Raw genomic sequence first — 21,288 nt, forward strand, 5'->3', positions numbered from 1 at the left:
TGTCAGTTCTCCTTGAACGGGAAGCCCAGGGCCCGCAGCAACGCACGGCCTTCGTCGTCAGTGGTGGCCGAGGTGACGACCGTGATGTCCATGCCGCGGGGGCGGTCGATCGAGTCGACGTCGATCTCGTGGAACATCGACTGCTCGTTGAGGCCGAAGGTGTAGTTGCCGCTGCCGTCGAACTGCTTGGCCGACAGACCGCGGAAGTCGCGGATACGGGGCAGTGCGATGGAGATCAGGCGGTCCAGGAACTCCCACATGCGGTCGCCACGGAGGGTGACGCGGCAGCCGATCGGCATGCCCTCACGCAGCTTGAACTGCGCGATGGACTTGCGGGCCTTGCGGATTTCCGGCTTCTGACCGGTGATCAGCGTCAGGTCGTTGACCGCGCCGTTGATCAGCTTGGCGTCGCGGGCGGCGTCACCGACACCCATGTTGACGACGACCTTGACCACGCCGGGGATCTGCATGACGTTGGCGTAGTTGAATTCGTTGTTGAGCGCGTCGCGGATCTCTTCGCGGTAGCGCGTCTTCAGCCGGGGCTGAGTCTTTTCCACTGTGGTCATCTCAGATGTCCTTGCCGTTGCGCTTCGAGATACGGACCTTCTTGCCGGTCTCCTCATCGACGCGGTAGCCGATGCGGGTCGCGTTGCCGTCGGAGTCGACCACCATCACGTTGGAAACGTGGATCGCCGCCTCCTGGGTGACGATGCCGCCCGACGACGCACCACGCTCGTTCTGCGACTGAGCGGTGTGCTTCTTGATCCGGTTGACGCCCTCAACGAGCACCTTGTTGCGGGTCGGGTAGGCCTCGATGACCTTGCCCTTGGCACCCTTGTCCTTGCCGGCGATGACCAGCACGGTGTCGCCCTTGTGCACCTTCATCACAAAACCTCCGGGGCCAGCGAGACGATCTTCATGAACTTCTTCTCGCGCAGTTCGCGACCGACCGGCCCGAAGATGCGGGTACCGCGGGGGTCATTGTCGTTCTTGATGATGACGGCGGCGTTCTCGTCGAACTTGATGTAGCTGCCGTCCGGCCGGCGGCGCTCCTTGACGGTGCGCACGACGACGGCCTTGACCACGTCACCACGCTTGACGTTGCCGCCCGGGATGGCGTCCTTGACGGTCGCCACGATGATGTCGCCGATACCGGCGTAGCGCCGCGACGAGCCACCGAGCACGCGGATGCAAAGGATTTCCTTTGCGCCCGTGTTGTCGGCGACCTTGAGTCGCGATTCCTGCTGAATCACTCGATCTCCTGACCTGGGGTTTGTATGCACGCCAGATACCGACCTGGACGTGCGCGGTCTTGTTGTCCAAAGGCACGCAAAGTCAGCGAGTGACCGGGGTCTGCCCTGGGCAACCCCTACATACTAGGCGAGCTGCGACAACGCTCCAAATCGCTGCTCATTCCGGCCCGGAACAGACGAAAAGGTCGCTGCCATTCGATGACAGCGACCTTTTTCATCGATCCGCGGTCGGATCAGCCGCCGACGCCCCAGCCCAGGACCCGCGATGTCAGCAGCACCAAAGCCAACGACACGGTAGCCACCACGACCAGACCGATCACCGCGACGACGAGCGGCCGCCAGCCGGTGCGCGCGATCTGCCGGAAATCGGTGGACAGCCCCACCCCGGCGAAGGTCAGCAGGAACGCCCACTTGGAGACGGCACCGAGGTTCGCCACCTGCCCCTTGCTCAGCAGCCCCGCGGTCACGACGGCCGAGACCGCCAGGAAACCGAGCACGAACTTCGGGAACTTCTGCCAGACGAACACGGCCTTGGCACGCACGCCGGAGGCAACGGCGTCGGCCTCTCCCCTGGCGGCCCAGTAGATGGCGAAGCCGAGGACGACGAAGCCGATGAGCGCGTTGCGGACCGACTTCACCAGGACGGCGATCTTGCCGGCTTCGTCGGAGAAGAGGTAGCCGGTCGCCGTGGTCTCGGCGGTGTTGTCCACCGCGAGACCGGCCCAGAGCCCGAACTCGTGGTCGGTCAGGCCGATGGCGTGGCCGAGCGGCGGCAGCACGAACAGGGCGACGGCACCGAGCGCCAAGATCGACGCGATCGCATAGCTGACGTCGGAGTTGCGGGCCCGGATGGCGCCCTTGGCCGCGATGATCGCCGACACCCCGCAGATCGACGTTCCGATGGCCAGCAGCGAGCCGAGCTTGCCGGACAATCCGAACCACCGGGCGGCGGCGATGATGATGGCGCCCGCGACGGTCATGTCGATCAGGATCTGCAGCAGGCTGGTCGCGCCGAGCTTGAGGACATCGCCGAGGACGAACCGGGCGCCCAGCAGGACGATGCCGATCTTGAGCCAGAACTCGTACGTGCCGACGCCGGGCCGGAAGATTCGGTGCAGACCAACGGTATTGGTGATGATCAGGCCGAAAACGATGGCCCACAGCACGTATTCGATGTCAGGTACCCGCCAGTGCTGCTGCTTGGCCAGCGCCAGCCAGGCGACTTCGGCATATTTGCCGGCCAGGCCCACCGCGATCAGCAGCAGTAGGCCGGGCAGGTAATCGAGGAACCGCCGTGCGCCGGTGTGTTCTTCGACGTCGTCCTCGGGCGCCGGTTCCAACTGGTCGGCCGCGCCGGCCGTCTCCACGCTCACCGCGTCACCACACGATCTTCGGCAACACGCCGGCCACTGCCAGCGCTGTCACCGCAAGGCCGAGAATCGTTGCCCACCAATCGGTCCCGAGCCGGTTCACCCAGCTCGTCGCCCCTGTCGACTCTGTCATTGCGCTCTCCCGTCACCGATTTTCCGCTCATGGTGCGGCAGCGGAACGCGCGGGAACACCGATGGAATCGGCGTGAATCTAGCGATGGCCTCAGTGCGATCTCGGTCAGCCCGAGTCTCGGCGTCGCGGCGGTGGCGCGCGCCGCTCAGCCCATCCGAATGCCGAAATCGCCCAGCAGCACCGGCTTGGCCGCATCGATACCTTTCGAGCCGGTGGGCCCCTGCAGCTGCACTGCGATGAGGTAGTCCCCGGTGTTGGTCCATACATGCACGATGCGGTCCACGTAGTCATCACCGGAGCCGGGCTTGTCGGCCAGCACACCCATCAGCTTCTGCCCGCTGTAACCACACAGCTCGTCGGGCAGGATGCTGACGCTGTTGAATTCGTGGCCCGCGGTGCGGGCATCGGTGTATTCCCGGAACGCCGACGCAGCATCCTGAGCGGTCGGGGTGATCTTCACGGTGGCGGTCAGGCCGTCGGGTCCAGTCAGGTTCAGCGCGACGTCACCGGACGGTGGCGCGCCCTGCCCGAATCCGTCGGGTATCGCGACGACGACACTCGGCGCACCGGGCGCTCCCGTCGTCGCCGTCATGGTCTGCGCGGGCGGGGCGGGCGGATCGCAGGTCTGCTCCCCCGCCGCGACGGGACGTTTGGTGGTCTCGACCACCCCGTACGCCGGCAGATCAGGCACCGTCGACGCCGACGCTGACGACGTGGGCGACCCGGCCGGCGAGGATGCAGCCGCGGACGTGGCGACGCCGGACGCCGTTGTGCTGGAAGGCTTCTCGCCGCCTCTGCCGCCGCATGCGGCCAGCAGGGCGGCGGCTGACACCACGGTGACGCACTGGATGACCGGTCCGCTCACCACGGCCTCAGTCCTTGCAGAACGCCTGGGCGAGTTCCCGTTCGACGTCCACGTATGGCGTACCCGAGATGTCGAAAACCACCTTCGCGATGGTGCCGCCGGTGAACTGGTACGGCGCCGAGTAGCGATTCGACACCGGCTGGCCGTCGTTGCGCCCGACAGCCACCCCGCCGCCACTCAGCCCGAACATGCCCGGGTGGGTCCGGACGCCGTCACGGGTCGCCACCACGGCGTCATCGACGCATAGTTCGACTGTGCCGAGCGGGGTATGGCTACCTTCGACCGTGCCGGTGCGGTTGTACCGCACCCCGAACACGTGCCGGCCCAACGGCAGCAGGTTCGGCGCGGACACCTCCTGCTCATCCTCGCCCATGAAGTTGTAGATGTAATGCAGCCGACCGTCCTGGACGAACAGCACATGGCCACCGTGGCCGGCACCGTGCTTGGCCAATACCCCCTGAGCATCGGCGGACTCCACGTCGACCTCGGCCAGGATCGAGAAGGACTGCCCGCGCAGTTCGACGCACGCACCGAGACCCACCTCGGCGGTACCCGGGTAGTAGGTGAAGTTCTGCCGCGCCCCGGACAGGTAGGGCCGGTCCCGCGTCATCGTCTCGAGCATGTTCAGATCTGAGAGCGGCAGGCCGTTGTACTTGGCCGCTTCGGCATACCAGAGTTCCTGCAGTTCAGCCAGTTTCGCCGGGTTCTCGGTGGCCAAGTCATGGCACTGGCTGCGGTCGGACTCGATGTGGAACAGCTCCCAGCGGTCCTTGTCGAAATGTGACCAGCCCGACGGGGTGGCTGCGTGCACCGTGTTTGCGAACCACCCGTTGTGCCAGATGCCACGGGTGCCCAGCATCGAGTAGAACTGTGTCGTCTTACCGGTGTCGACGCCCGAATCCTCCAGAGCGGCTTTGAAACTCACCCCTTCCAGCGGCCGCTGCGGGACTCCGCGGACCTCGGCCGGCGGCTCGACGCCCAGCAGGTCGTAGACCGTCGGGGTGATGTCCGCGACGTTGACGTAGTTGTCACGCACCTCGCCGTGGGCGGCAATGCCATTGGGCCAGCTGATGATTGCGGTGTCGGCGATGCCGCCCTCGTGTGAGGCGTAACGCTTGAACAGCTTGTATGGCGTATTGAACGCCATCGCCCAGCCGATCGGATAGTGGTTGTAGGTGTCCGGCGACCCGAGGGTGTCGAAGTAGCGCATGTTCTCTTCGACGGTGTCGATGTAGCCGTTGAAGAACTTCACTTCGTTGACCGAGCCGTTCGGGCCGCCTTCGCCGCTGGCCCCGTTGTCTGAGATGACGACGATGAGGGTGTTGTCCAGCTGCCCGGACTCCTCCAGGTAGTCGAGAATCCGGCCGATCTGCGCGTCGGTGTACGACAGGAAGCCGGCGAACACCTCGGCCATCCGGGCGAACAGCCGCTTCTCGTCGTCGCTGAGCCCGTCCCAGGGGCGGACGGTGTCCTGCAGCGGCCACGGTTCACCATTGGGGCCCTTGACATCCAGATACGGATTCACGGGCGAGAGCTCGGTGTCGGGCGGGACGATGCCGAGGCGCTTCTGGTTCTCGAGCACCAAGTCGCGGTAGGCCTCGTAGCCCATGTCGAACGTGCCGGCGTACTTGTCGGCCCATTCTTTGAAGACATGGTGCGGCGCATGTCCGGCGCCCGGGCAGACGTAGGAGAACCACGGCTTGTCCGGGGCGATGACCTTGGCATCGCGGATGAACTCGATGGTCTTGTCCGCCAGGTCTTTCGACAGGTGATAACCCTCTTCCGGGGTGGCCGGCGGGGCGACGGGATGGTTGTCGTACACCAGCTCCGGGTACCACTGGTCGGTCTCGCCGCCCATGAACCCGTAGAAGCGTTCGAAGCCGCGCGACAGCGGCCAGTGCCGTTTCGTCGACGCCAGGTTCGACTCCTCCAACGGCGTCAGATGCCACTTGCCGACGCAGTACGTGTTCCAGCCCCGCTCGGCCAACACCTCGGACAGCAACGCCGTCTCAAACGGTATGCGCCCGTTGCAGTTCGGGAAGCCATCGGTGAATTCTTCGATGGTGGCCATGCCGACCGAGGTGGCGTTGCGCCCGGTCAGCAGGGAAGCCCGGGTCGGCGAACAGAGGGCGGTGGTGTGGAACTGGGACAGCCGTACCCCTTTTTCGGCGATGCGGCGCATGGCCGGCATGTCGACCAGGCCGCCGAAGCAGTCCCAGGTGGCAATGCCGGTGTCGTCCCACACCAGGTACAGCACATTGGGTGCACCCGTGGGCGCCGTCGGCGCGGCATACGGAGTCCAGTCGGGCTCCGAGTCGCGAATGTCGAGTTTGATCTTGCCCTGGAATTCAATTGCCATGCCGCCTCGTCCCGGTCTGCGCTCGCCGGTCTCGGCGCTCGCCCGGAGATTACACCCGCGGCCTGTGCCGCGCCCGCGATATTGACGGGCGCGACGAGATGCCGGTGACCCGTCCGCCGAGAAATCCGATGCGGCCCAGTGTCTACCTACGCCGCCGATTTTCCGGCCGAACACAAAACTGCCCCTCTTCCGAAGAAGAGGGGCAGTTCCATGTCTGTCGAAGGAGCCTTCGCTACTTCGCCTTTTCCAACACCTCGACCAGACGCCAGCGCTTGGTGGCCGACAGCGGACGGGTCTCCATCAGCGAGACGCGGTCGCCGATACCGGCATCGCCGTTCTCGTCGTGCGCCTTGACCTTGGTGGTGGTGCGGATGATCTTCCCGTAGAGCGGGTGGCTCTTACGGGATTCCAGCTCGACCACGATGGTCTTTTCCATCTTGTCCGACACCACGTAACCGATGGCGGTCTTGCGGCTGCCGCGCTCGGTCTCGGTGGCCGGCGTGTGCTTGGGGCCTTTAGTTTCTGCCATGACTAATCCTTACCAACCGGCCCGGACGCCAGGCCCAACTCGCGTTCGCGCAGAACGGTGTAGACCCGCGCGATCTCCTGCCGCACGGTGCGCAGCCGGCGGTTGTTCGACAGCTGACCGGTGGCCATCTGGAAGCGAAGGTTGAACAGCTCTTCCTTCGACTCCCGCAGACGCGTGATCAGCTCTTCCTCGGTGAGCTCACGCAGTTCACCAGGCGAAACTCCAACTGCCATCAGAACTGCTCCTCTCGAGTCACGATGCGTGCCTTGATCGGCAGCTTGTGGATGGCGCGGGTGAGCGCCTCCCGGGCGATCTTCTCGTCGGGGTAGCTGAGCTCGAAGAGCACGCGACCCGGCTTGACGTTGGCGACCCACCACTCCGGCGAACCCTTACCGGAACCCATGCGGGTTTCGGCAGGCTTCTTGGTCAGCGGGCGGTCCGGGAAGATGTTGATCCAGACCTTGCCGCCACGCTTGATGTGCCGGTTGATCGCGATACGAGCGGATTCGATCTGCCGGTTGGTGATGTAGGCGTGGCCCAGGGCCTGGATGCCGTAGTCACCGAAGCTGACCGAGGTGCCGCCGCTGGCGATACCGCGCTGCTCGGGGTGGTGCTGCTTGCGGTGCTTGACCTTGCGGGGAATCAGCATGACTAGCTCTCCGTTGCTTCCGTCGGCGCATCGCCGGAGGTGGCATCTGAAGCAACAACATCACCCGTCGCCGCACGGCCGGCCTCGGTGCTGGTCGCCGTGGTGCCCGACGAACCGCTGCGACGCGGACGGGTACCGGACGGACGATCCCGACGGGGACGGTCGGCGGCGGGAGCGGCGGCGGACAGCTCACGCTTGCCACCGACGATGTCGCCCTTGTAGATCCACACCTTCACGCCGATCCGGCCGAATGTGGTCTTGGCCTCGTACAGGCCGTAATCGATGTCGGCGCGCAGCGTGTGAAGCGGCACGCGACCTTCGCGGTAGAACTCCGAGCGGCTCATCTCAGCACCGCCGAGGCGGCCCGAGCACTGCACCCGGATGCCCTTGACGTTGGGCTGACGCATGGCCGACTGGATGGCCTTGCGCATGGCACGACGGAACGCGACACGGTTGCTCAGCTGCTCGGCAACGCCCTGCGCCACCAGCTGCGCGACGGCCTCGGGGTTCTTCACCTCGAGGATGTTCAGCTGAACCTGCTTGCCGGTCAGCTTCTCCAGGTCGGCGCGGATGCGGTCGGCCTCGGTGCCACGGCGACCGATGACGATGCCCGGACGTGCGGTGTGGATGTCCACCCGGACGCGGTCACGCGTGCGCTCGATCTGCACGTCGGCGATACCGGCGCGCTCCAGGCCGGTGGCCAGCAGCTTGCGGATGGCGACGTCTTCCTTGACGTAGTCCGCGTACTGCTTGTCGGCGTACCAACGGGACTTCCATTCGGTGGTGATACCGAGGCGGAAGCCGTGCGGGTTGATTTTCTGGCCCACTACTCCGAGCCTCCCTTCGTCTCGGTCTTCGCAGAGGCGGCCTTGCTGCCCTGCGCACGACGGGCGCGAGAGGCACCGGCCGACGCAGACGCCTTGGCGCCCTTGTCCTTCGCCGGACGGCTCTCGACGACCACGGTGATGTGGCTGGTGCGCTTGCGGATTCGGTACGCACGCCCCTGGGCGCGCGGCCGGATGCGCTTGGCGGTCGGGCCCTCGTCGGCGAAGACCGTGGCGACCACGAGGGTCGTCGGGTCCAGGCCCTCGTTGTTCTGCGCGTTGGCGGCAGCGCTGGCGATCACCTTGGCGACCGGCTCGCTGGCAGCCTGCGGTGCCCACCGCAGGATGTCGAGCGCCTCTTCGACGCTCTTGCCACGGACGAGGTCGATGACCCGGCGGGCCTTGCTCGCCGACACACGCACGAAGCGCGCTTTGGCGCTCGCGGACGGGTATTCAGTAACGGTAGTCATTAGCGGCGCTTGCTCTTCCGGTCGTCCTTGATGTGACCCTTGAAGGTCCGCGTCGGGGCGAACTCGCCGAGCTTGTGCCCAACCATCGCTTCGCTGACGAACACCGGCACATGCTTGCGACCGTCGTGGACGGCGAAGGTGTGGCCGATGAAGTCGGGGATGATGGTCGACCGACGGGACCAGGTCTTGATGACCTGCTTGGTGTTCTTCTCGTTCTGGACGTCGACCTTCTTGAGCAGATGGTCGTCGACGAACGGACCCTTTTTGAGGCTACGAGGCATCGTCTATTCCTTTCCGGCCTAGCGCTTGTTCTTGCCGGTGCGCCGGCGGCGGACGATGAGCTTGTCGCTCGGCTTGTTGGGCTTGCGGGTACGGCCTTCGGGCTTGCCCCACGGGCTGACCGGGTGGCGACCACCGGAGGTCTTACCCTCACCACCACCGTGCGGGTGGTCAACCGGGTTCATCACGACACCACGGACGGTCGGGCGCTTGCCCTTCCACCGCATACGGCCGGCCTTACCCCAGTTGATGTTGGCCTGCTCGGCGTTGCCGACCTCGCCGACGGTGGCGCGGCAGCGCACGTCGACGCGACGGATTTCACCGGACGGCATACGCAGCGTGGCGTAGGCGCCTTCCTTACCGAGCAGCTGGATGCTGACACCGGCCGAGCGGGCCAGCTTGGCGCCGCCGCCCGGACGCAGCTCCACGGCGTGGATGACGGTACCGGCCGGGATGTTGCGCATCGGCAGGTTGTTACCCGGCTTGATGTCGGCGTTCGGCCCCTGCTCGATGACGTCGCCCTGCTTCAGATCCTTGGGGGCGAGGATGTAGCGCTTCTCGCCGTCCACGAAGTGCAGCAGCGCGATGTTCGCGGTGCGGTTGGGGTCGTACTCGATGTGCGCGACCTTGGCGTTGACGCCGTCCTTGTCATGGCGACGGAAGTCGATGACGCGGTAGGCACGCTTGTGACCGCCACCCTTGTGACGAGTCGTGATGCGGCCGTGCGCGTTACGACCACCAGTGCCGTGCAGCGGACGGATCAGCGACTTCTCCGGAGTCGAACGAGTGATCTCGGCGAAGTCGGAGACGCTCGAACCGCGACGACCGGGGGTCGTCGGCTTGTACTTGCGAATTCCCATTATCAGTTAATCCCTTAACTCCCGGCCGGTCAGGCCGGAGCTCCGAACAGTTCGATCGGCTTGCTGCCGGCGGACAGGGTCACGATCGCGCGCTTGGTGCTCTTGCGCTGACCGAAACCGGTGCGGGTGCGCTTGCGCTTGCCCTTCCGGTTCGCGGTGTTCACCGAGTCGACCTTCACGTCGAAAATCTTCTCGATAGCGATCTTGATCTGCGTCTTGTTGGACTCCGGTGCCACGATGAACGTGTACGTGTTGTCCTCGATGAGCCCGTAGGACTTCTCCGAGATGACCGGGGCCAGGATGATGTCGCGAGGATCTGTAATCGTTGCCATCAGACCGACGCTCCTTCTTTTTCGTCCTTGGTGTTAGAGGTGATGTAGGCGTTGAGCGCCTCCACCGAGAACACCAGGTCATCGGCGTTCAGGACGTCGTAGGTGTTCAGCTGATCCGGCGAGATCACGTGCACGCCAGGCAGGTTGCGAACGCTCTTGGCACCGACCTCATCGCTGCGGCCGATCACGACGAGCACCTTCTTGTTGTCGGTCAGCGACGACAGGAACGACTTGGCGCTCTTGGTCGACGGGTTCTGACCGGCCACCAGCTCGGTGATCGCGTGGATGCGCTCGTTGCGGGCCCGGTCCGACAGCGCGCTGCGCAGGGCAGCGGCGATCATCTTCTTCGGGGTCCGCTGCGAGTAGTCACGCGGCTGCGGGCCGTGCACGACGCCACCACCGGTGAACTGCGGGGCGCGGGTCGAACCCTGACGGGCGCGGCCGGTGCCCTTCTGGCGGTACGGCTTCTTGCCACCACCGGACACCATGGCCCGCGTCTTGGTGGCGTGGGTGCCCTGGCGAGCGGCGGCCAGCTGGGCCGTCACCACCTGGTGCATCAGCGCGATGTTCGGCTCGACGTCGAACAGCTCGGCGGGCAGCTCGACAGAGCCGTCCTTCTTGCCGTCCGGGGTCTTGACGTCAATCTTCAAAGTCATTACTTCTCACCTCGTTTGATCGCGGTGCGAACGACGACCAGTCCACCGTTGCGGCCGGGGATGGCGCCCTTGATGAGCAGCACACCGTTCTCGGCGTCAACCTTGTGAACCTTCAGGTTCTGGGTCGTCACGCGGTCGCTACCCATACGGCCGGACATGCGGGTGCCCTTGAAGACACGGCCCGGGGTGGCGCAGCCACCGATCGAACCGGGACGACGGTGCACAGCCTGGGCACCGTGCGCGGCGCCCTGGCCCTTGAAGCCGTGGCGCTTCATGGTGCCGGCGAAGCCCTTGCCCTTGCTGGTGCCGGTCACGTCGACGTAACCACCGTCGGCGAAGATCTCGGCGGTCAGCTCCTGGCCGACCTCGTACTCTGCGGCCGCGGCCTCGTCGTCGAGACGAAGCTCGGCCAGGTGACGGCGCGGGTTGACGCCTGCAGCAGCGAACTGACCGGTGACCGGCTTGTTCACCTTGCGAGGGCTGATCTCGCCGTACGCGAGCTGCACGGCGCTGTAGCCGTCGCGCTCGGTGGTGCGAATGCGGGTCACCACGTTGGGGCCGGCCTTGACGACCGTGACCGGGACGACTTTGTTGTTCTCGTCGAACACCTGCGTCATGCCCAGCTTGGTGCCCAAAATGCCTTTGCGTGCCATTTTTCTGGGTCTCCTACTGGATGTTGACGTCGACGCTCGCCGGCAGATCGATGCGCATCAAGGCGTCAACGGTCTTCGGCGTGGGGTCGAGGATGTCGATAAGGCGCTTGTGGGTACGCATTTCGAAATGCTCCCGCGAGTCCTTGTACTTATGGGGAGACCGGATAACGCAGTACACGTTCTTCTCGGTCGGCAGCGGCACCGGGCCGACCACGCTTGCTCCCGTACGGGTGACCGTCTCAACGATCTTGCGCGCCGAGGCGTCAATCGCCTCGTGGTCGTAGGCCTTGAGCCTGATGCGGATCTTCTGTCCCGCCACGCTTCTCCTACCTAACTGTCACGGGCCCGTGCTCGGGCCTGGTCTTCAATACGCACGCCCCGGGATACCCGGTGACGCGCGTTGGCTATGCCGCCGCTCTTTACGTTTCTGTGGTTCACCGACCCCCGCGCTCGGGCGTGTCGCCTTTGCGCACAGTCGTCCGCGCTGGAAATCCATCGTGGGCGATGCTGGGACCGGATGCGCCCGAGATGGGCGCCGGTCGTATGCCCGCAGCGGGCGAACCCGGCGCAAGGCAACCCGAACAGTATGCCCCAGATCCGGGCTTGCTCCAAATCCGCTGCGGAGCCTTCCGCCGCGCCCGGGTTTTGCCGCCGGTCCTGCGTCGATCCTGCGGCGCGGGCGGCGATGTTCGACCGGATTGCGCCGCGGTTACAGAGTGAACCGAGGCGCCCAGTTGATCCTGCATCCACGGCGCAAGAGTTCGAGTGGCCAGCACCCTAGGCACAGGATCAACGCGCCGCCAGGGCACCCTTCGCGCTGACCCTGTACTGGTGGCGGGAACGCGCGAGTGACTCGGGCCCAGGCCGCAGAATTAGCGTCGGCACTCAACTTACTTTTGAGTAAGATAGCCATATGTCGACACTGAGCCCCACGTACCGCGCCTGGAAGCAGCTCTCGGGACGGCCCGGCGGCAGCCTGATGTTCTCCGCCGCCGCGATGGTGCGAGTGCCGTACTTCGCCTCGATCTTGCCCCGGGTGCTGACGATGGAGCCCGGCTACGCCCAGGTGGCGGTGCCGAAGTGGTTCTTCGTCTACAACCATCTGCACACCGTGCATGCGATCGCCTCGTGCAACGCGGCCGAAGCCGCCATGGGTATGGCCATGGAAGCAACGGTGCCGACGACCCACCGCTGGATCCCCAAGGCCATGAACGTGCGGTACCTGGCCAAGGCCACCACATCGCTGCGGGCGCACGCGCGGGTTGATGTCCCCGACTTCGACACCCTGACCAAGGGCACCGATGTCGTGGTGTCGGTCTCGGTGGTCGACGCCTCGGGCGAAGAGGTCGTGCACGCCGACATCACGACGTGGGTGACGCCTGCCTAATCGAGGTAGGTGCCGTGGCCTTCGCGCACCAGCGCGCCGTCGAAGATCAGCACCTCGTTGACCAGCTGGTCGCGATGGTTCCGGTAATTGATGACGAGAGCGTTCGTCCCTACATAGGTGGCCACGACCTCGAAATGCAGGTCCGGTAGCGCGGCGAGGGCGGCGACCCAATACCGGCGCAGCGCGTCCTTGCCTCGCACCACTCCCCCGGACTCCGGCACCACGCGCGCCGCGACCGGCGAGGTGAAGACGGCGTCGCCATGGAAGTGCGCGAGGACCGCCTCGACGTCGTGAGCGTTCCAGGCCTCGCACCAGTCCCGGGCGAAAGACTCAGGGTCGGGAATCGTCATGCCGCCCCATCGAAGTCGACGCTGCGCTGCGTCGGCAACTGATTTCCACCCACCCCGAGCGTGGGGCGTCACGAGATGACACGCCGATGACGTCACCAGAAGCCCCCACGCTCGGTGTGGGACCTCAGTGCTGCAAGTCCGCCCAGAACGCGCACTGGTGCACCTGGTCGTAGTCGGTGACCACGCGACTTCCGTCGGGGCGCAGCGACATCCGGCTGTCGTGCTCGTCTCCGGCCAACGCCGGCCATTCCGGCGCCCCGTCGCCGCCGGGCCGGCCGTCGCGGACGAACGAACTCCAGTAGCCGATCATCTGATCCGACAAGGCGACCTGCTCCGGCGTGGGTGGCGGCGCCCCGCCCATGTTGAAGATGTAGCGCAGATCCAGCGAATGACTGGCGCCGACGGGGAAAGGCAACTGGCGCAGCGGATCCGGCGTCGGGGGCGCTGGATCGGCGAATTCGTAGCCGTACACCGGAGCGTCGGCGACCAGCGCGTCGCCGATGCGGTCGGCGACGCAGGCGAACGCCCCGTCGGTGACTGCGGTCGAATACGCGACCGCGGCGCTGCCGCCATAGCGGTCCAGCGGGTAGCGCTGCGCAACGGCGGCAGCGTCGGCGCCGAACGTGGACTCCAGCAGGCGCGGGTAGCCGTCGGCGTGGAACCGTTTGCCCGCGCGCAGATACTGCAGTGCGACGAAAAGGGTGAACTCGTCGCGCGTGGTGCCGATCATCACGGGCACCCGAGCGGCACCGCCAGTGCTGATGGCCTGCATCGGGTCAACCGGCAGCAGCGTCGTCCCGGTGACTGGACCGCTGAGCGTGTTCTCACCGATTCCGTAGTACCACACCGGTTTTCGCAGTTTGTCGACCGGCAGCTGACGCAGGCAGTCTGCCGCGTCCGCGGGATCGCCGCACCCCGCGGCCTTCGCATAAGCCAGGCTGGACCGGGTGGCCTCGGGCAGCGAGACCTGGGCTTGGCATGGCCCGCTGGCGATGATGGCGCCCCGGAACAGGCCGGCCGACGCGGGCGCCACGAGGTGGTCACACACCGACATCCCGCCGGCGGATTCACCGGCGATGGTCACCTTGTCGGGGTCGCCGCCGAACGCGGCGATGTTGTCGCGTACCCAGCGCAGCGCGGCTTGCTGGTCGGCCAGTCCGTAATTGCCCACGTCGGGTCCCGCGCCCAGCGCGGGATGGGCCAGGAACCCGAGCGCGCCGAGCCGGTAGTTGACCGTCACGACCACGATGTCGCCACGAGTGGTCAGCCGCGTCGAGTTGTAGATGCTGCTGGAGCCGTTGATGAACCCGCCGCCGTGGAGCCACACCAGCACCGGCCGGCGCGCACCGGACGTCTGCACCGGAGGCGTCCAGACGTTGAGGGTCAGGCAGTCCTCGCTGGTGTTGCGACCCATCTCGAGGTCGCCCTTGGGGTCCTGGATACAGCGGGCCCCCGGCTTTGCGGCGTCACGGGCCCCGTCCCACGCGAGCGCGGGAGCTGGCGGACGGAAGCGAAGCGGGCCCACTGGCGGTGCAGCATAAGGGATTCCACCGAAGAAGCGGAGGTCCGGATCGACCATCCCGCGGACGGTTCCCGCGGTGGTGTGCACCAGAGCCGGATCCGACGTCGCGGCGTCCGGGGCGACGGCGGTGGCGCCGTCACTGTGCGGATCCAGGCCACAGCCGGCCACCAGCAGCGCCGTCGCGGCCACTGCTGCAGCGCGCTGCAGCAGTCGACGCGGGCGGATAGCTGACACGAGCACCCAGCGTACTGAACACCCGCCGCACACCGCCCCGAAATATTTTCGGCGACCCCCTCCCCACCGCGCACCGAACAACCTAGACTCCACTTGACAGCTGTCAAGTTTCGCGCCTGTGTGAGGAGTTCAATGACTGCACCCACCACGGACGAGGCCGCCAAGGTCCTTGCCGACCCCACCGCCTACGCCGACGACGAGCGCCTGCACTCGGCACTGAGACAGCTGAGGGCCACCAATCCCGTTGCCTGGGTGGATAATCCGCCGTACCGGCCGTTCTGGGCGATCACCAAACACGCCGACATCATGGCGATCGAGCGCGACAACAACCTGTTCGTCAGCGAACCACGTCCGCTGCTGATGCAAGCCGACGCCGAGGATCTGCTCAAGGCCCAGGCCGAGGCGGGCATGGGGCTGCGCACGCTGATCCACATGGACGACCCGCACCACCGCAAGGTCCGCGCGATCGGCGCAGACTGGTTCCGGCCGAAAGCCATGCGTGACCTGAAGGTCCGGGTCGACGAACTGGCCAAGCGGTACGTGGACCGGATGCGCGACGTGGGCCCGGAGTGCGACTTCGTCGAGGAGATCGCGATCCAGTTCCCGCTGTACGTGATCATGTCGCTGCTCGGCCTCCCCGAAGAGGACTACGGCCGCATGCACGCGCTCACTCAGGAGCTGTTCGGCGGAGACGACGAGGAGTACTCCCGCGGCCAGTCGCCCGAAGAGCTGTTCACCGTGCTCCTCGACTTCTTCCAGTACTTCGCGGCACTGACCGCATCCCGGCGTGCCAACCCCACCGAGGACCTCGCGTCCGCCATCGCCAACGGCCGCATCGACGGCGAGCCGCTCAGCGACATGGACACCGCGTCCTACTACGTCATCGTCGCCAGCGCCGGCCACGACACCACCAAGGACGCCATCTCCGGCGGGCTGCACGCGCTGATCCAGAATCCCGGTGAACTGGCCCGGCTGAAGGCGAATCCGGACCTGATGTCCACCGCCGTCGAGGAGATGATCCGGTGGAGCACACCGGTGAAGGAATTCATGCGCACCGCCACCGCCGACACCGTGGTGCACGGGGTACCGATCGCCGAGGGTGAATCCGTCTATCTCGCTTACGTTTCCGGCAACCGCGACGAAGAAGTGTTCGAAGACCCGTTCCGATTCGACGTCGGGCGCGAGCCGAACAAACACCTGGCCTTCGGCTACGGCGTGCACTTCTGCCTGGGTGCAGCGCTGGCTCGCATGGAGATGAACAGCCTGTTCAGCGAATTGCTGCCCCGACTGGATTCGATCGAACTGGCCGGTACCCCAGAGCTCTCCGCGACGACATTCGTCGGCGGCTTCAAGCACCTGCCGATCCGGTATTCGCTCCGCTGATCCGGTGGGTCGCCAAGAATCCGTCTACGGCGGCAACGGCGATCTCGCGGTAGTCGAAATTCGGCAGCGTGCTGAGCTTGCCCAGCACGACCGGGCCGAGGAGCAGGACGGTCGCCCGGAGCCGGTCGACGTCGCCGAGTTCGGCGACGGCCGCGGGACTGGAGAGCACCGCTTCGAACGGCGCGGCGTACTGTTCGGCCACCCGCTCCCGTAGGTTGCGGACCTCGGCGCTCTCGGTGCCGGCCGCCCCGGAGGGCAGGTGCTCGAGATTGCCGCCGAGCGCCAGCCACGACATGGCAGTCAGGCTGACGGGCGCCTCTGCGATCAGTTCCGCCTGCGCACGCACGAGCGCGATCAACCGCTCGCGCAGGTCTCCCTCGGCGAGCGGCACCGGGGCCGGCGGGATGAGCGCGTGAAATGCGGCAGCCAGCAGGTCATTTCCGCTGGGATAGTGGCGATAGAGGGTGGCCCGGGCGACATTGGACGCTCGGATCACCGCGTCTATGGTCACGGCACTGGGGCCGCCGGAGCGCAACAGGGCGGTCGCCGCCTCGAGAAGCCGCGCCCGCGAGCGGGCCGGCCTGGGATCACCGTGTTCGCTGGACACTGCCAAATCACCTCCGGGCAACAAACGAGACTGTTAGTCTCGTTTAAAGATCATCAGTCTTGAAATTACCGGAAGGTGGCCGCATGGCCGACAAGGTGAGTGCGGTGAGTCCAGCGGACGCGAGCACCTGCTCCGAAACCGTTCCGGAGGAGACCGCCGCACCCACCTCGCGTCGCCGCGCCTGGACCCTCTGCGTGGCGTGTTGCAGTGTGCTGGTGGTGATTTCATCGATGGTGGCACTCAACACCGCGCTCGGTGACATCGCCGTGGCAACATCGGCCAACCAGACCCAACTCACCTGGATCATCGACAGCTACACCCTGGTGCTGGCCTGCCTGTTGCTGCCGGCCGGAGCCATCGGTGACCGCTACGGCCGCCGCGGTGCACTGCTGTTCGGCCTCGTCGTCTTCGCGCTGGCCTCGATCGTTCCGGCCCTGAGCGCCGCGCCCGCGCACATCATCGCCGCCCGAGCGGCGGCCGGCGCGGGTGCCGCGTTCATGATGCCCGCGACCCTGTCCTTGATCACTGCGTCGTACCCGACGGACCAGCGCACCAAAGCAGTGGGCATCTGGGCCGGAATCTCCGGCTGCGGCGCGGTGGTCGGCATGCTCGGATCTGGTGTGCTGCTGCACTTCTGGCCCTGGCAGTCGATCTTCTGGGCCTTCACTGTGTCGAGCCTCATCCTTGCCGCGCTGACCACGACCATCACGAGCTCCCGCGACCCGGAGTCCCGGCCCCTGGACGTCACCGGCGCCGTCGTCATCGCAGTAGCGGTGGCGTCCCTGGTCTACGGCATCCTGGCAGCACCCGACCGCGGCTGGACCCACCCGGTGGTGTTGGGCGGCATCACCGCCGGGCTCATCCTGGCCGCGGTGTTCGCTGTCCTCGAGCTGCGTACGCGGTATCCGCTGCTGGACGTCCGGTTGTTCTTCGACCGCCGGTTCGGTACCGGTGCGGCCGCCATCACCGTGCTGTTCATGGTGCTGTTCGGCTTCTTCTATCTGTCGATGCAGTTCATGCAACTGGTCATGGGATACAGCCCGATCGGTATCGCATTCGCCTTGACCCCGCTCGCCGTCCCGATGCTGATCCTGTCCCCGCTGTCCTCCTGGTATCTGCCCAAGGTGGGGCTGCGCCTGGTGGTGTTCATCGGCCTGTGGCTGCTGTCGGCCGGGCTGTTACTCCTGTGCCAGGTACGGGTCGACTCACCGTACCCGGACGTGGCGTGGCCCCTGCTCGTGATCAGCACGGGCGTCGGATTATTCACCGCACCAACAACTTCGGCGATCATGACGTCGGTGTCCGACGACAAGCAAGGCGTCGCGTCAGCGGTCAACGACACCACCCGGGAAGTGGGGGCCGCCCTCGGTATCGCGCTGACCGGCTCCCTGCTCGCGACGGGATACACCGAGCACATCGAACCCGCGCTGGCCGGCTTCCCGCCCCCCGTGCGCGATGCCGCCCGCGGCTCACTGGCCGGTGCGGTGGCCGCCGCACCCCATCTGGGACCACTTGGCAACCAGCTCGTCGAAGCGTCCAGAGTCGCGTTTCTGCACGCCATGCAGACGTCACTGGTGGTACTTGCCTCGATCACCGCGGTGGCCGGTGTACTGATCGCGCTGCGGGCTCCCGGACGCGAACGCGCCCCGCAGAAGAACGTCGAATAGCCTTTTGCCACACGCATTTTAAAGGTGTGCGTGCGGCACCTGGCGGTTCGGCGGCTAAGAAAGGATGAATCCGGCGGCTCGGTGCGCCAACATGACGATGGTCGCGTGCGGGCCCCGGCCCGTGATGCCGGGGAGCGCGGCACCGTCGGCGACCCATAGCGCTTCGATACTGCGCACCCGGCAGCGCGAGTCCAGGACAGCGCGCTCGTCGCCGTCAGCGCCCATCGGCGCCGTGGCCGACAGATGCTGCGCGGTGGACCAGGCGGGTTCGCCGTCGGCGACAACATCGCCGAACAGGTCGCGGCACAGTTCATAACCGCCGCGCAGCGCGGCGGCGTCGGCCGGGTCGGCGTCGTAGCGGTGTTCGATGGTCGGATGCACGTCGGCGTCGTCCGACACCAGGAGCACCCGGCCCTGCGCACGGGGCCGCATCAGGGAGATGCCGATGTGCACCGGATCGGCGTCGCCCGGGACCCCACCGGTCATGGCTGCGAAACCCCAGGTGTACGGGCGGATTTCCAATTCCTCGGTGGTGAGCAACAGCTCGAGCGGCGGGCGGCCGGGATCCGCGGGCCACGCGGTGGGCACCACCCATTCCGGGTGATCGGCGCACGCGACGCCCACCGGAAGGTCTGCCACCACAGGAACGCCGACGCTCCGCAGCTGTGCGGCGGGCCCGATCCCGGACAGCATCAACAGGTGCGCCGATTCAATTGCACCGGCGCACAACACAATCCGGTCGGCGTAGCGATCCACCGCGCCGTCCGGGCCCAGGCACCGCACGCCCACCGCACGGTCGCCGTCGAACAACACCCGCAGCGCGCGCGTCCCCGCGCGCACCGTCAGATTGTCGCGGCCGCGCGCAGCCGCGAGGTAGACCTCGCCCGGACCGTGTCGGTGACCGGTGACATCGATGTTCAGCGGCACCGCGCCGAGGCCGGGCCGCACCCCGGCGGCCGCGTTCAAGTCGTCGATCCACGGGTAGCGGAGACCGGCCGCGTCCCGGAAAGCCTGTGAGGACGCTGCGAACTCGCTGATCCGGCGCACCGGGACGGGGCCGGTGGAACCGTGTTCGGCGCCCGCGCCCGATCCATGTTCGGCTCCGCCGAAGTCATGGTCGGTCTCAATGGCGCGGTAGTGCGGCAGCACGTCCGGCCACGCCCAGCCCGGCACCGCCCAGGCTTCGAAATCCGACGGCCACGCCCGGCAGAAATAGCCGCCGTTGATGGCCCCGGACCCGCCCAGAACGCGACCTCTCACGATGTCGACGGGCCGCGCGGGATTCTGCGTCAACGTGGTGCGGTGCTGTCGCGCCACCGTACTGTCGACGCCGATGGGCAGCACCCAGCCGGGCTCCGGCTGGACTGTACCGCCGGTCTCCAACAGCGTCACCTGGCAGGCGGGGTCGGCCGAAAGCCGCTCGGCCAGAACGCAGCCGGCACTTCCCGCCCCGACGATCAGGACGTCGTCGTGCGGCGGGCTCAAGTCCGGATCTGCGGCTTGAGCGCACCCAGGTGCCGCTCGCGCACGACGCCGCCCCACAGCCCCAGGCCGTACGCGATGTCGTCGAGACGCTTGAGCAGCAGGTAAGCCAGCAGGCCCACGCGTTGGGTGTTGTCGTCCACCGTGTGGTGGCGGCGGGCCCAGTCGACGACGCCATCCACAATCGCGGCAATCAGCACCACTTGCCGCCAGCGCCGGAAACACACCGCCAGTACCAGCGCCACCGGCCAGTAGTGCCGGCACAGTGCCGCGGCGAGCTGCAGCGCGGCGGCCCACAGTCCCTGCGCCGCGACCGCGGCGACTTCCCGCGGTTCGGTATCGATGGACCGCAACGAGTTCGCGATGCGGCGGCCGGTGATCGCGGCGGCGATGGTCGAGGCCAGGTAGCCGACACCCGAGCCCATGGCCAGCAGCACCCAGACCACCAGAGTCCAGCCGGAGATCACCAGCGGCGCTGTCTTGCCGGGGTGGCGCACCGACAGCGGCGCGGCAGAGGAACCGTAAAAGGCCTTGCGGGCGAACCACTCTCCCAGCCCGGTGCGGTGATCGTGGCCGACCAGCGCGATGGGTTCGTACCGCAACCGGGCCCCGGCCTCGATGAACCGCCAGCACAGGTCCACGTCCTCGCCGGACTGCAGCGACTCGTCGAATCCACCCACCTGGTCGAGCGCCGCCCGCCGGCAGATGATGGCCGCGCTCGGCACATAGGCCACCGTGCCGTAAGGCACCACGGGCGCTTCCCGCATACCGAGGTCCAGCGACGAGCGCACGGCCTCGTAGCGCGCGATCAGATTGTCGGGCTCGTGCAGCCCGACGATGCGGGGCGCGACCAGCGCGACGGCCGGATCGCAAAAGTGCCCCAGCAGCGCTTCCAACCAACCGCGACGAGGCACGACGTCCGAGTCCAGGAACGCCACGAAATCGGTCTCGCAGGCGGCCAGCCCGGTGTTGCGGGCCGCGGCCGGGCCGCGGCTGACCTCATGCCGGAGCACCCGGACGTCACAGTGCCCGGCGAGGTCGCAGAAATCGGCGGCCTGCAGCGGCACCACCGAGCCGTCGTCGACCACCACCACACGCATGCCGCGCAAGGACCGCACCAGCCGGGTCACGCCAACTGCGTTGTCGCGTACCGGAACAACGACCGTGACGTCGAGATGCGACGGACCGGTGGCCGGCCGCGGGTGGGCCACCGTGGCGTCGAGCAAGGTGCGCGCCAACTGCGCACTCTGGGCGTCGTGGACCTCGAGCCGGCCGCCGTCGAGCATCGTCTGCGCCGCGGGAGCCAGCCGCAACAACCGCGTCGGGGAGCCACCGAGCAGCGCGGCGCCCTCACCCAGCACCTTGACCCGTCGATCGACTTGGACGGCAAAGCCGTCGGGCAGCCTCGGCCCCGTCACTGTCCC

The 21,288-nt window shown here is 66.8% G+C and carries 25 protein-coding genes and 1 pseudogene; 3 read left to right on the forward strand and 23 right to left on the reverse strand.

What is annotated here, in order from left to right; all coding sequences use genetic code 11:
- Nucleotides 1–2: 2 nt before the first annotated feature.
- From rplE to rpsJ, 18 genes and pseudogenes are all read right to left on the reverse strand, one after another.
- Nucleotides 3–566 (reverse strand): 50S ribosomal protein L5, encoded by a 564-nt coding sequence (gene rplE / locus G6N59_RS10860; protein ID WP_138232192.1) that lies wholly within the window; start codon nt 564–566, stop codon nt 3–5.
- Between the two features lies 1 nt (nt 567).
- The gene (rplX, locus tag G6N59_RS10865) at nt 568–885 is read right to left on the reverse strand and encodes a 50S ribosomal protein L24 (RefSeq protein ID WP_138232193.1); all 318 of its coding nucleotides are present in this window, start codon (nt 883–885) and stop codon (nt 568–570) included.
- Nucleotides 885–1,253 carry a 50S ribosomal protein L14 gene (gene rplN / locus G6N59_RS10870; RefSeq protein ID WP_020101420.1) on the reverse strand — a complete coding sequence of 123 codons (369 nt, stop codon included), beginning with the start codon at nt 1,251–1,253 and terminating at the stop codon, nt 885–887. Before rplN ends, rplX begins: the two co-directional genes overlap by 1 nt.
- 233 nt (nt 1,254–1,486) lie before the next feature.
- Nucleotides 1,487–2,545, reverse strand: a pseudogene (locus G6N59_RS10875) (YeiH family protein); the annotation flags it as partial.
- Between the two features lie 85 nt (nt 2,546–2,630).
- The gene (locus tag G6N59_RS31575) at nt 2,631–2,756 is read right to left on the reverse strand and encodes a hypothetical protein (protein ID WP_268815826.1); all 126 of its coding nucleotides are present in this window, start codon (nt 2,754–2,756) and stop codon (nt 2,631–2,633) included.
- Between the two features lie 145 nt (nt 2,757–2,901).
- A complete protein-coding gene (locus G6N59_RS31125; RefSeq protein WP_234884384.1) occupies nt 2,902–3,621 on the reverse strand; it encodes a hypothetical protein in 720 nt (239 codons plus the stop codon).
- Nucleotides 3,622–3,628: 7 nt separating this feature from the next.
- A complete protein-coding gene (locus G6N59_RS10885; protein WP_138232194.1) occupies nt 3,629–5,980 on the reverse strand; it encodes an arylsulfatase in 2,352 nt (783 codons plus the stop codon).
- 232 nt (nt 5,981–6,212) lie between these two features.
- Nucleotides 6,213–6,509, reverse strand: a complete 297-nt coding sequence (gene rpsQ, locus G6N59_RS10890) for a 30S ribosomal protein S17 (protein WP_020101408.1) — start codon at nt 6,507–6,509, stop codon at nt 6,213–6,215.
- A 2-nt stretch (nt 6,510–6,511) separates the two neighbouring features.
- Nucleotides 6,512–6,742: a 50S ribosomal protein L29 gene (gene rpmC / locus G6N59_RS10895; protein WP_138232195.1), complete on the reverse strand. Its 231-nt coding sequence runs from the start codon at nt 6,740–6,742 to the stop codon at nt 6,512–6,514.
- Entirely contained in the window at nt 6,742–7,158 is a 417-nt protein-coding gene (gene rplP / locus G6N59_RS10900) for a 50S ribosomal protein L16 (protein ID WP_020101406.1), read from the reverse strand. Before rplP ends, rpmC begins: the two co-directional genes overlap by 1 nt.
- A 2-nt stretch (nt 7,159–7,160) precedes the next feature.
- Nucleotides 7,161–7,985: a 30S ribosomal protein S3 gene (gene rpsC, locus G6N59_RS10905; RefSeq protein ID WP_138232196.1), complete on the reverse strand. Its 825-nt coding sequence runs from the start codon at nt 7,983–7,985 to the stop codon at nt 7,161–7,163.
- Nucleotides 7,985–8,452 carry a 50S ribosomal protein L22 gene (gene rplV / locus G6N59_RS10910; protein WP_138232197.1) on the reverse strand — a complete coding sequence of 156 codons (468 nt, stop codon included), beginning with the start codon at nt 8,450–8,452 and terminating at the stop codon, nt 7,985–7,987. The genes rpsC and rplV overlap by 1 nt, the downstream gene beginning before the upstream one ends.
- Complete coding sequence (gene rpsS, locus G6N59_RS10915) at nt 8,452–8,733, reverse strand: 30S ribosomal protein S19 (protein WP_043401734.1); 282 nt, start codon at nt 8,731–8,733, stop codon at nt 8,452–8,454. Before rpsS ends, rplV begins: the two co-directional genes overlap by 1 nt.
- Nucleotides 8,734–8,751: 18 nt before the next feature.
- Nucleotides 8,752–9,591: a 50S ribosomal protein L2 gene (gene rplB, locus G6N59_RS10920; RefSeq protein WP_043401731.1), complete on the reverse strand. Its 840-nt coding sequence runs from the start codon at nt 9,589–9,591 to the stop codon at nt 8,752–8,754.
- Between the two features lie 29 nt (nt 9,592–9,620).
- A complete protein-coding gene (rplW, locus tag G6N59_RS10925; protein WP_138232198.1) occupies nt 9,621–9,923 on the reverse strand; it encodes a 50S ribosomal protein L23 in 303 nt (100 codons plus the stop codon).
- Nucleotides 9,923–10,579 (reverse strand): 50S ribosomal protein L4, encoded by a 657-nt coding sequence (gene rplD, locus G6N59_RS10930; RefSeq protein WP_138232199.1) that lies wholly within the window; start codon nt 10,577–10,579, stop codon nt 9,923–9,925. Before rplD ends, rplW begins: the two co-directional genes overlap by 1 nt.
- A complete protein-coding gene (rplC, locus tag G6N59_RS10935) occupies nt 10,579–11,232 on the reverse strand; it encodes a 50S ribosomal protein L3 (RefSeq protein WP_138232200.1) in 654 nt (217 codons plus the stop codon). The genes rplD and rplC overlap by 1 nt, the downstream gene beginning before the upstream one ends.
- Before the next feature lie 13 nt (nt 11,233–11,245).
- Nucleotides 11,246–11,551 (reverse strand): 30S ribosomal protein S10, encoded by a 306-nt coding sequence (gene rpsJ, locus G6N59_RS10940; protein ID WP_003883485.1) that lies wholly within the window; start codon nt 11,549–11,551, stop codon nt 11,246–11,248.
- A 594-nt stretch (nt 11,552–12,145) separates the two neighbouring features.
- On the opposite strand from rpsJ, the gene G6N59_RS10945 reads away from it, so the two are divergent.
- A complete protein-coding gene (locus G6N59_RS10945; protein WP_138232201.1) occupies nt 12,146–12,619 on the forward strand; it encodes a hotdog fold domain-containing protein in 474 nt (157 codons plus the stop codon).
- On the opposite strand, the gene G6N59_RS10950 is transcribed toward G6N59_RS10945, so the two are convergent.
- Nucleotides 12,616–12,969, reverse strand: a complete 354-nt coding sequence (locus tag G6N59_RS10950; RefSeq protein WP_138232202.1) for a nuclear transport factor 2 family protein — start codon at nt 12,967–12,969, stop codon at nt 12,616–12,618. The two genes, G6N59_RS10945 and G6N59_RS10950, sit on opposite strands and share 4 nt — an antisense overlap.
- A gap of 124 nt (nt 12,970–13,093) precedes the next feature.
- Nucleotides 13,094–14,731 carry a carboxylesterase/lipase family protein gene (locus tag G6N59_RS10955; protein WP_138232203.1) on the reverse strand — a complete coding sequence of 546 codons (1,638 nt, stop codon included), beginning with the start codon at nt 14,729–14,731 and terminating at the stop codon, nt 13,094–13,096.
- A 126-nt stretch (nt 14,732–14,857) separates the two neighbouring features.
- Here G6N59_RS10955 and G6N59_RS10960 point away from each other — a divergent pair, with 126 nt between their 5' ends.
- Nucleotides 14,858–16,108 carry a cytochrome P450 gene (locus G6N59_RS10960; RefSeq protein ID WP_138232204.1) on the forward strand — a complete coding sequence of 417 codons (1,251 nt, stop codon included), beginning with the start codon at nt 14,858–14,860 and terminating at the stop codon, nt 16,106–16,108.
- On the opposite strand, the gene G6N59_RS10965 is transcribed toward G6N59_RS10960, so the two are convergent.
- Complete coding sequence (locus tag G6N59_RS10965) at nt 16,074–16,715, reverse strand: TetR/AcrR family transcriptional regulator (RefSeq protein WP_138232205.1); 642 nt, start codon at nt 16,713–16,715, stop codon at nt 16,074–16,076. The genes G6N59_RS10960 and G6N59_RS10965 overlap by 35 nt on opposite strands.
- An 83-nt stretch (nt 16,716–16,798) precedes the next feature.
- Between G6N59_RS10965 and G6N59_RS10970 the strand changes: the two genes are divergently transcribed.
- Nucleotides 16,799–18,382: an MFS transporter gene (locus G6N59_RS10970; RefSeq protein ID WP_138232206.1), complete on the forward strand. Its 1,584-nt coding sequence runs from the start codon at nt 16,799–16,801 to the stop codon at nt 18,380–18,382.
- A gap of 54 nt (nt 18,383–18,436) precedes the next feature.
- Here the strand turns inward: G6N59_RS10970 and mftG are convergent, their stop codons facing one another.
- The gene (gene mftG / locus G6N59_RS10975; protein ID WP_138232207.1) at nt 18,437–19,867 is read right to left on the reverse strand and encodes a mycofactocin dehydrogenase MftG; all 1,431 of its coding nucleotides are present in this window, start codon (nt 19,865–19,867) and stop codon (nt 18,437–18,439) included.
- Nucleotides 19,864–21,282: a mycofactocin biosynthesis glycosyltransferase MftF gene (mftF, locus tag G6N59_RS10980; RefSeq protein WP_138232208.1), complete on the reverse strand. Its 1,419-nt coding sequence runs from the start codon at nt 21,280–21,282 to the stop codon at nt 19,864–19,866. Before mftF ends, mftG begins: the two co-directional genes overlap by 4 nt.
- Between the last annotated feature and the right edge of the window lie 6 nt (nt 21,283–21,288).

Origin of the sequence: Mycolicibacterium aubagnense (assembly GCF_010730955.1) — a bacterium.
Lineage (GTDB): Bacteria > Actinomycetota > Actinomycetes > Mycobacteriales > Mycobacteriaceae > Mycobacterium > Mycobacterium aubagnense.

Coding starts and splice junctions, on each gene's coding strand:
- rplW (WP_138232198.1), bottom strand. CDS start 9,923: ATGGCAACGATTACAGATCCTCGCGACATCATCCTGGCCCCGGTCATC.
- rplV (WP_138232197.1), bottom strand. CDS start 8,452: ATGACTACCGTTACTGAATACCCGTCCGCGAGCGCCAAAGCGCGCTTC.
- G6N59_RS10950 (WP_138232202.1), bottom strand. CDS start 12,969: ATGACGATTCCCGACCCTGAGTCTTTCGCCCGGGACTGGTGCGAGGCC.
- rplX (WP_138232193.1), bottom strand. CDS start 885: ATGAAGGTGCACAAGGGCGACACCGTGCTGGTCATCGCCGGCAAGGAC.
- rplC (WP_138232200.1), bottom strand. CDS start 11,232: ATGGCACGCAAAGGCATTTTGGGCACCAAGCTGGGCATGACGCAGGTG.
- rpsS (WP_043401734.1), bottom strand. CDS start 8,733: ATGCCTCGTAGCCTCAAAAAGGGTCCGTTCGTCGACGACCATCTGCTC.
- G6N59_RS10960 (WP_138232204.1), top strand. CDS start 14,858: ATGACTGCACCCACCACGGACGAGGCCGCCAAGGTCCTTGCCGACCCC.
- G6N59_RS10970 (WP_138232206.1), top strand. CDS start 16,799: ATGGCCGACAAGGTGAGTGCGGTGAGTCCAGCGGACGCGAGCACCTGC.
- G6N59_RS31575 (WP_268815826.1), bottom strand. CDS start 2,756: ATGACAGAGTCGACAGGGGCGACGAGCTGGGTGAACCGGCTCGGGACC.
- rpmC (WP_138232195.1), bottom strand. CDS start 6,742: ATGGCAGTTGGAGTTTCGCCTGGTGAACTGCGTGAGCTCACCGAGGAA.
- rplD (WP_138232199.1), bottom strand. CDS start 10,579: ATGACTTTGAAGATTGACGTCAAGACCCCGGACGGCAAGAAGGACGGC.
- G6N59_RS10885 (WP_138232194.1), bottom strand. CDS start 5,980: ATGGCAATTGAATTCCAGGGCAAGATCAAACTCGACATTCGCGACTCG.
- rpsQ (WP_020101408.1), bottom strand. CDS start 6,509: ATGGCAGAAACTAAAGGCCCCAAGCACACGCCGGCCACCGAGACCGAG.
- G6N59_RS10945 (WP_138232201.1), top strand. CDS start 12,146: ATGTCGACACTGAGCCCCACGTACCGCGCCTGGAAGCAGCTCTCGGGA.
- rplE (WP_138232192.1), bottom strand. CDS start 566: ATGACCACAGTGGAAAAGACTCAGCCCCGGCTGAAGACGCGCTACCGC.
- rplP (WP_020101406.1), bottom strand. CDS start 7,158: ATGCTGATTCCCCGCAAGGTCAAGCACCGCAAGCAGCACCACCCCGAG.
- rplB (WP_043401731.1), bottom strand. CDS start 9,591: ATGGGAATTCGCAAGTACAAGCCGACGACCCCCGGTCGTCGCGGTTCG.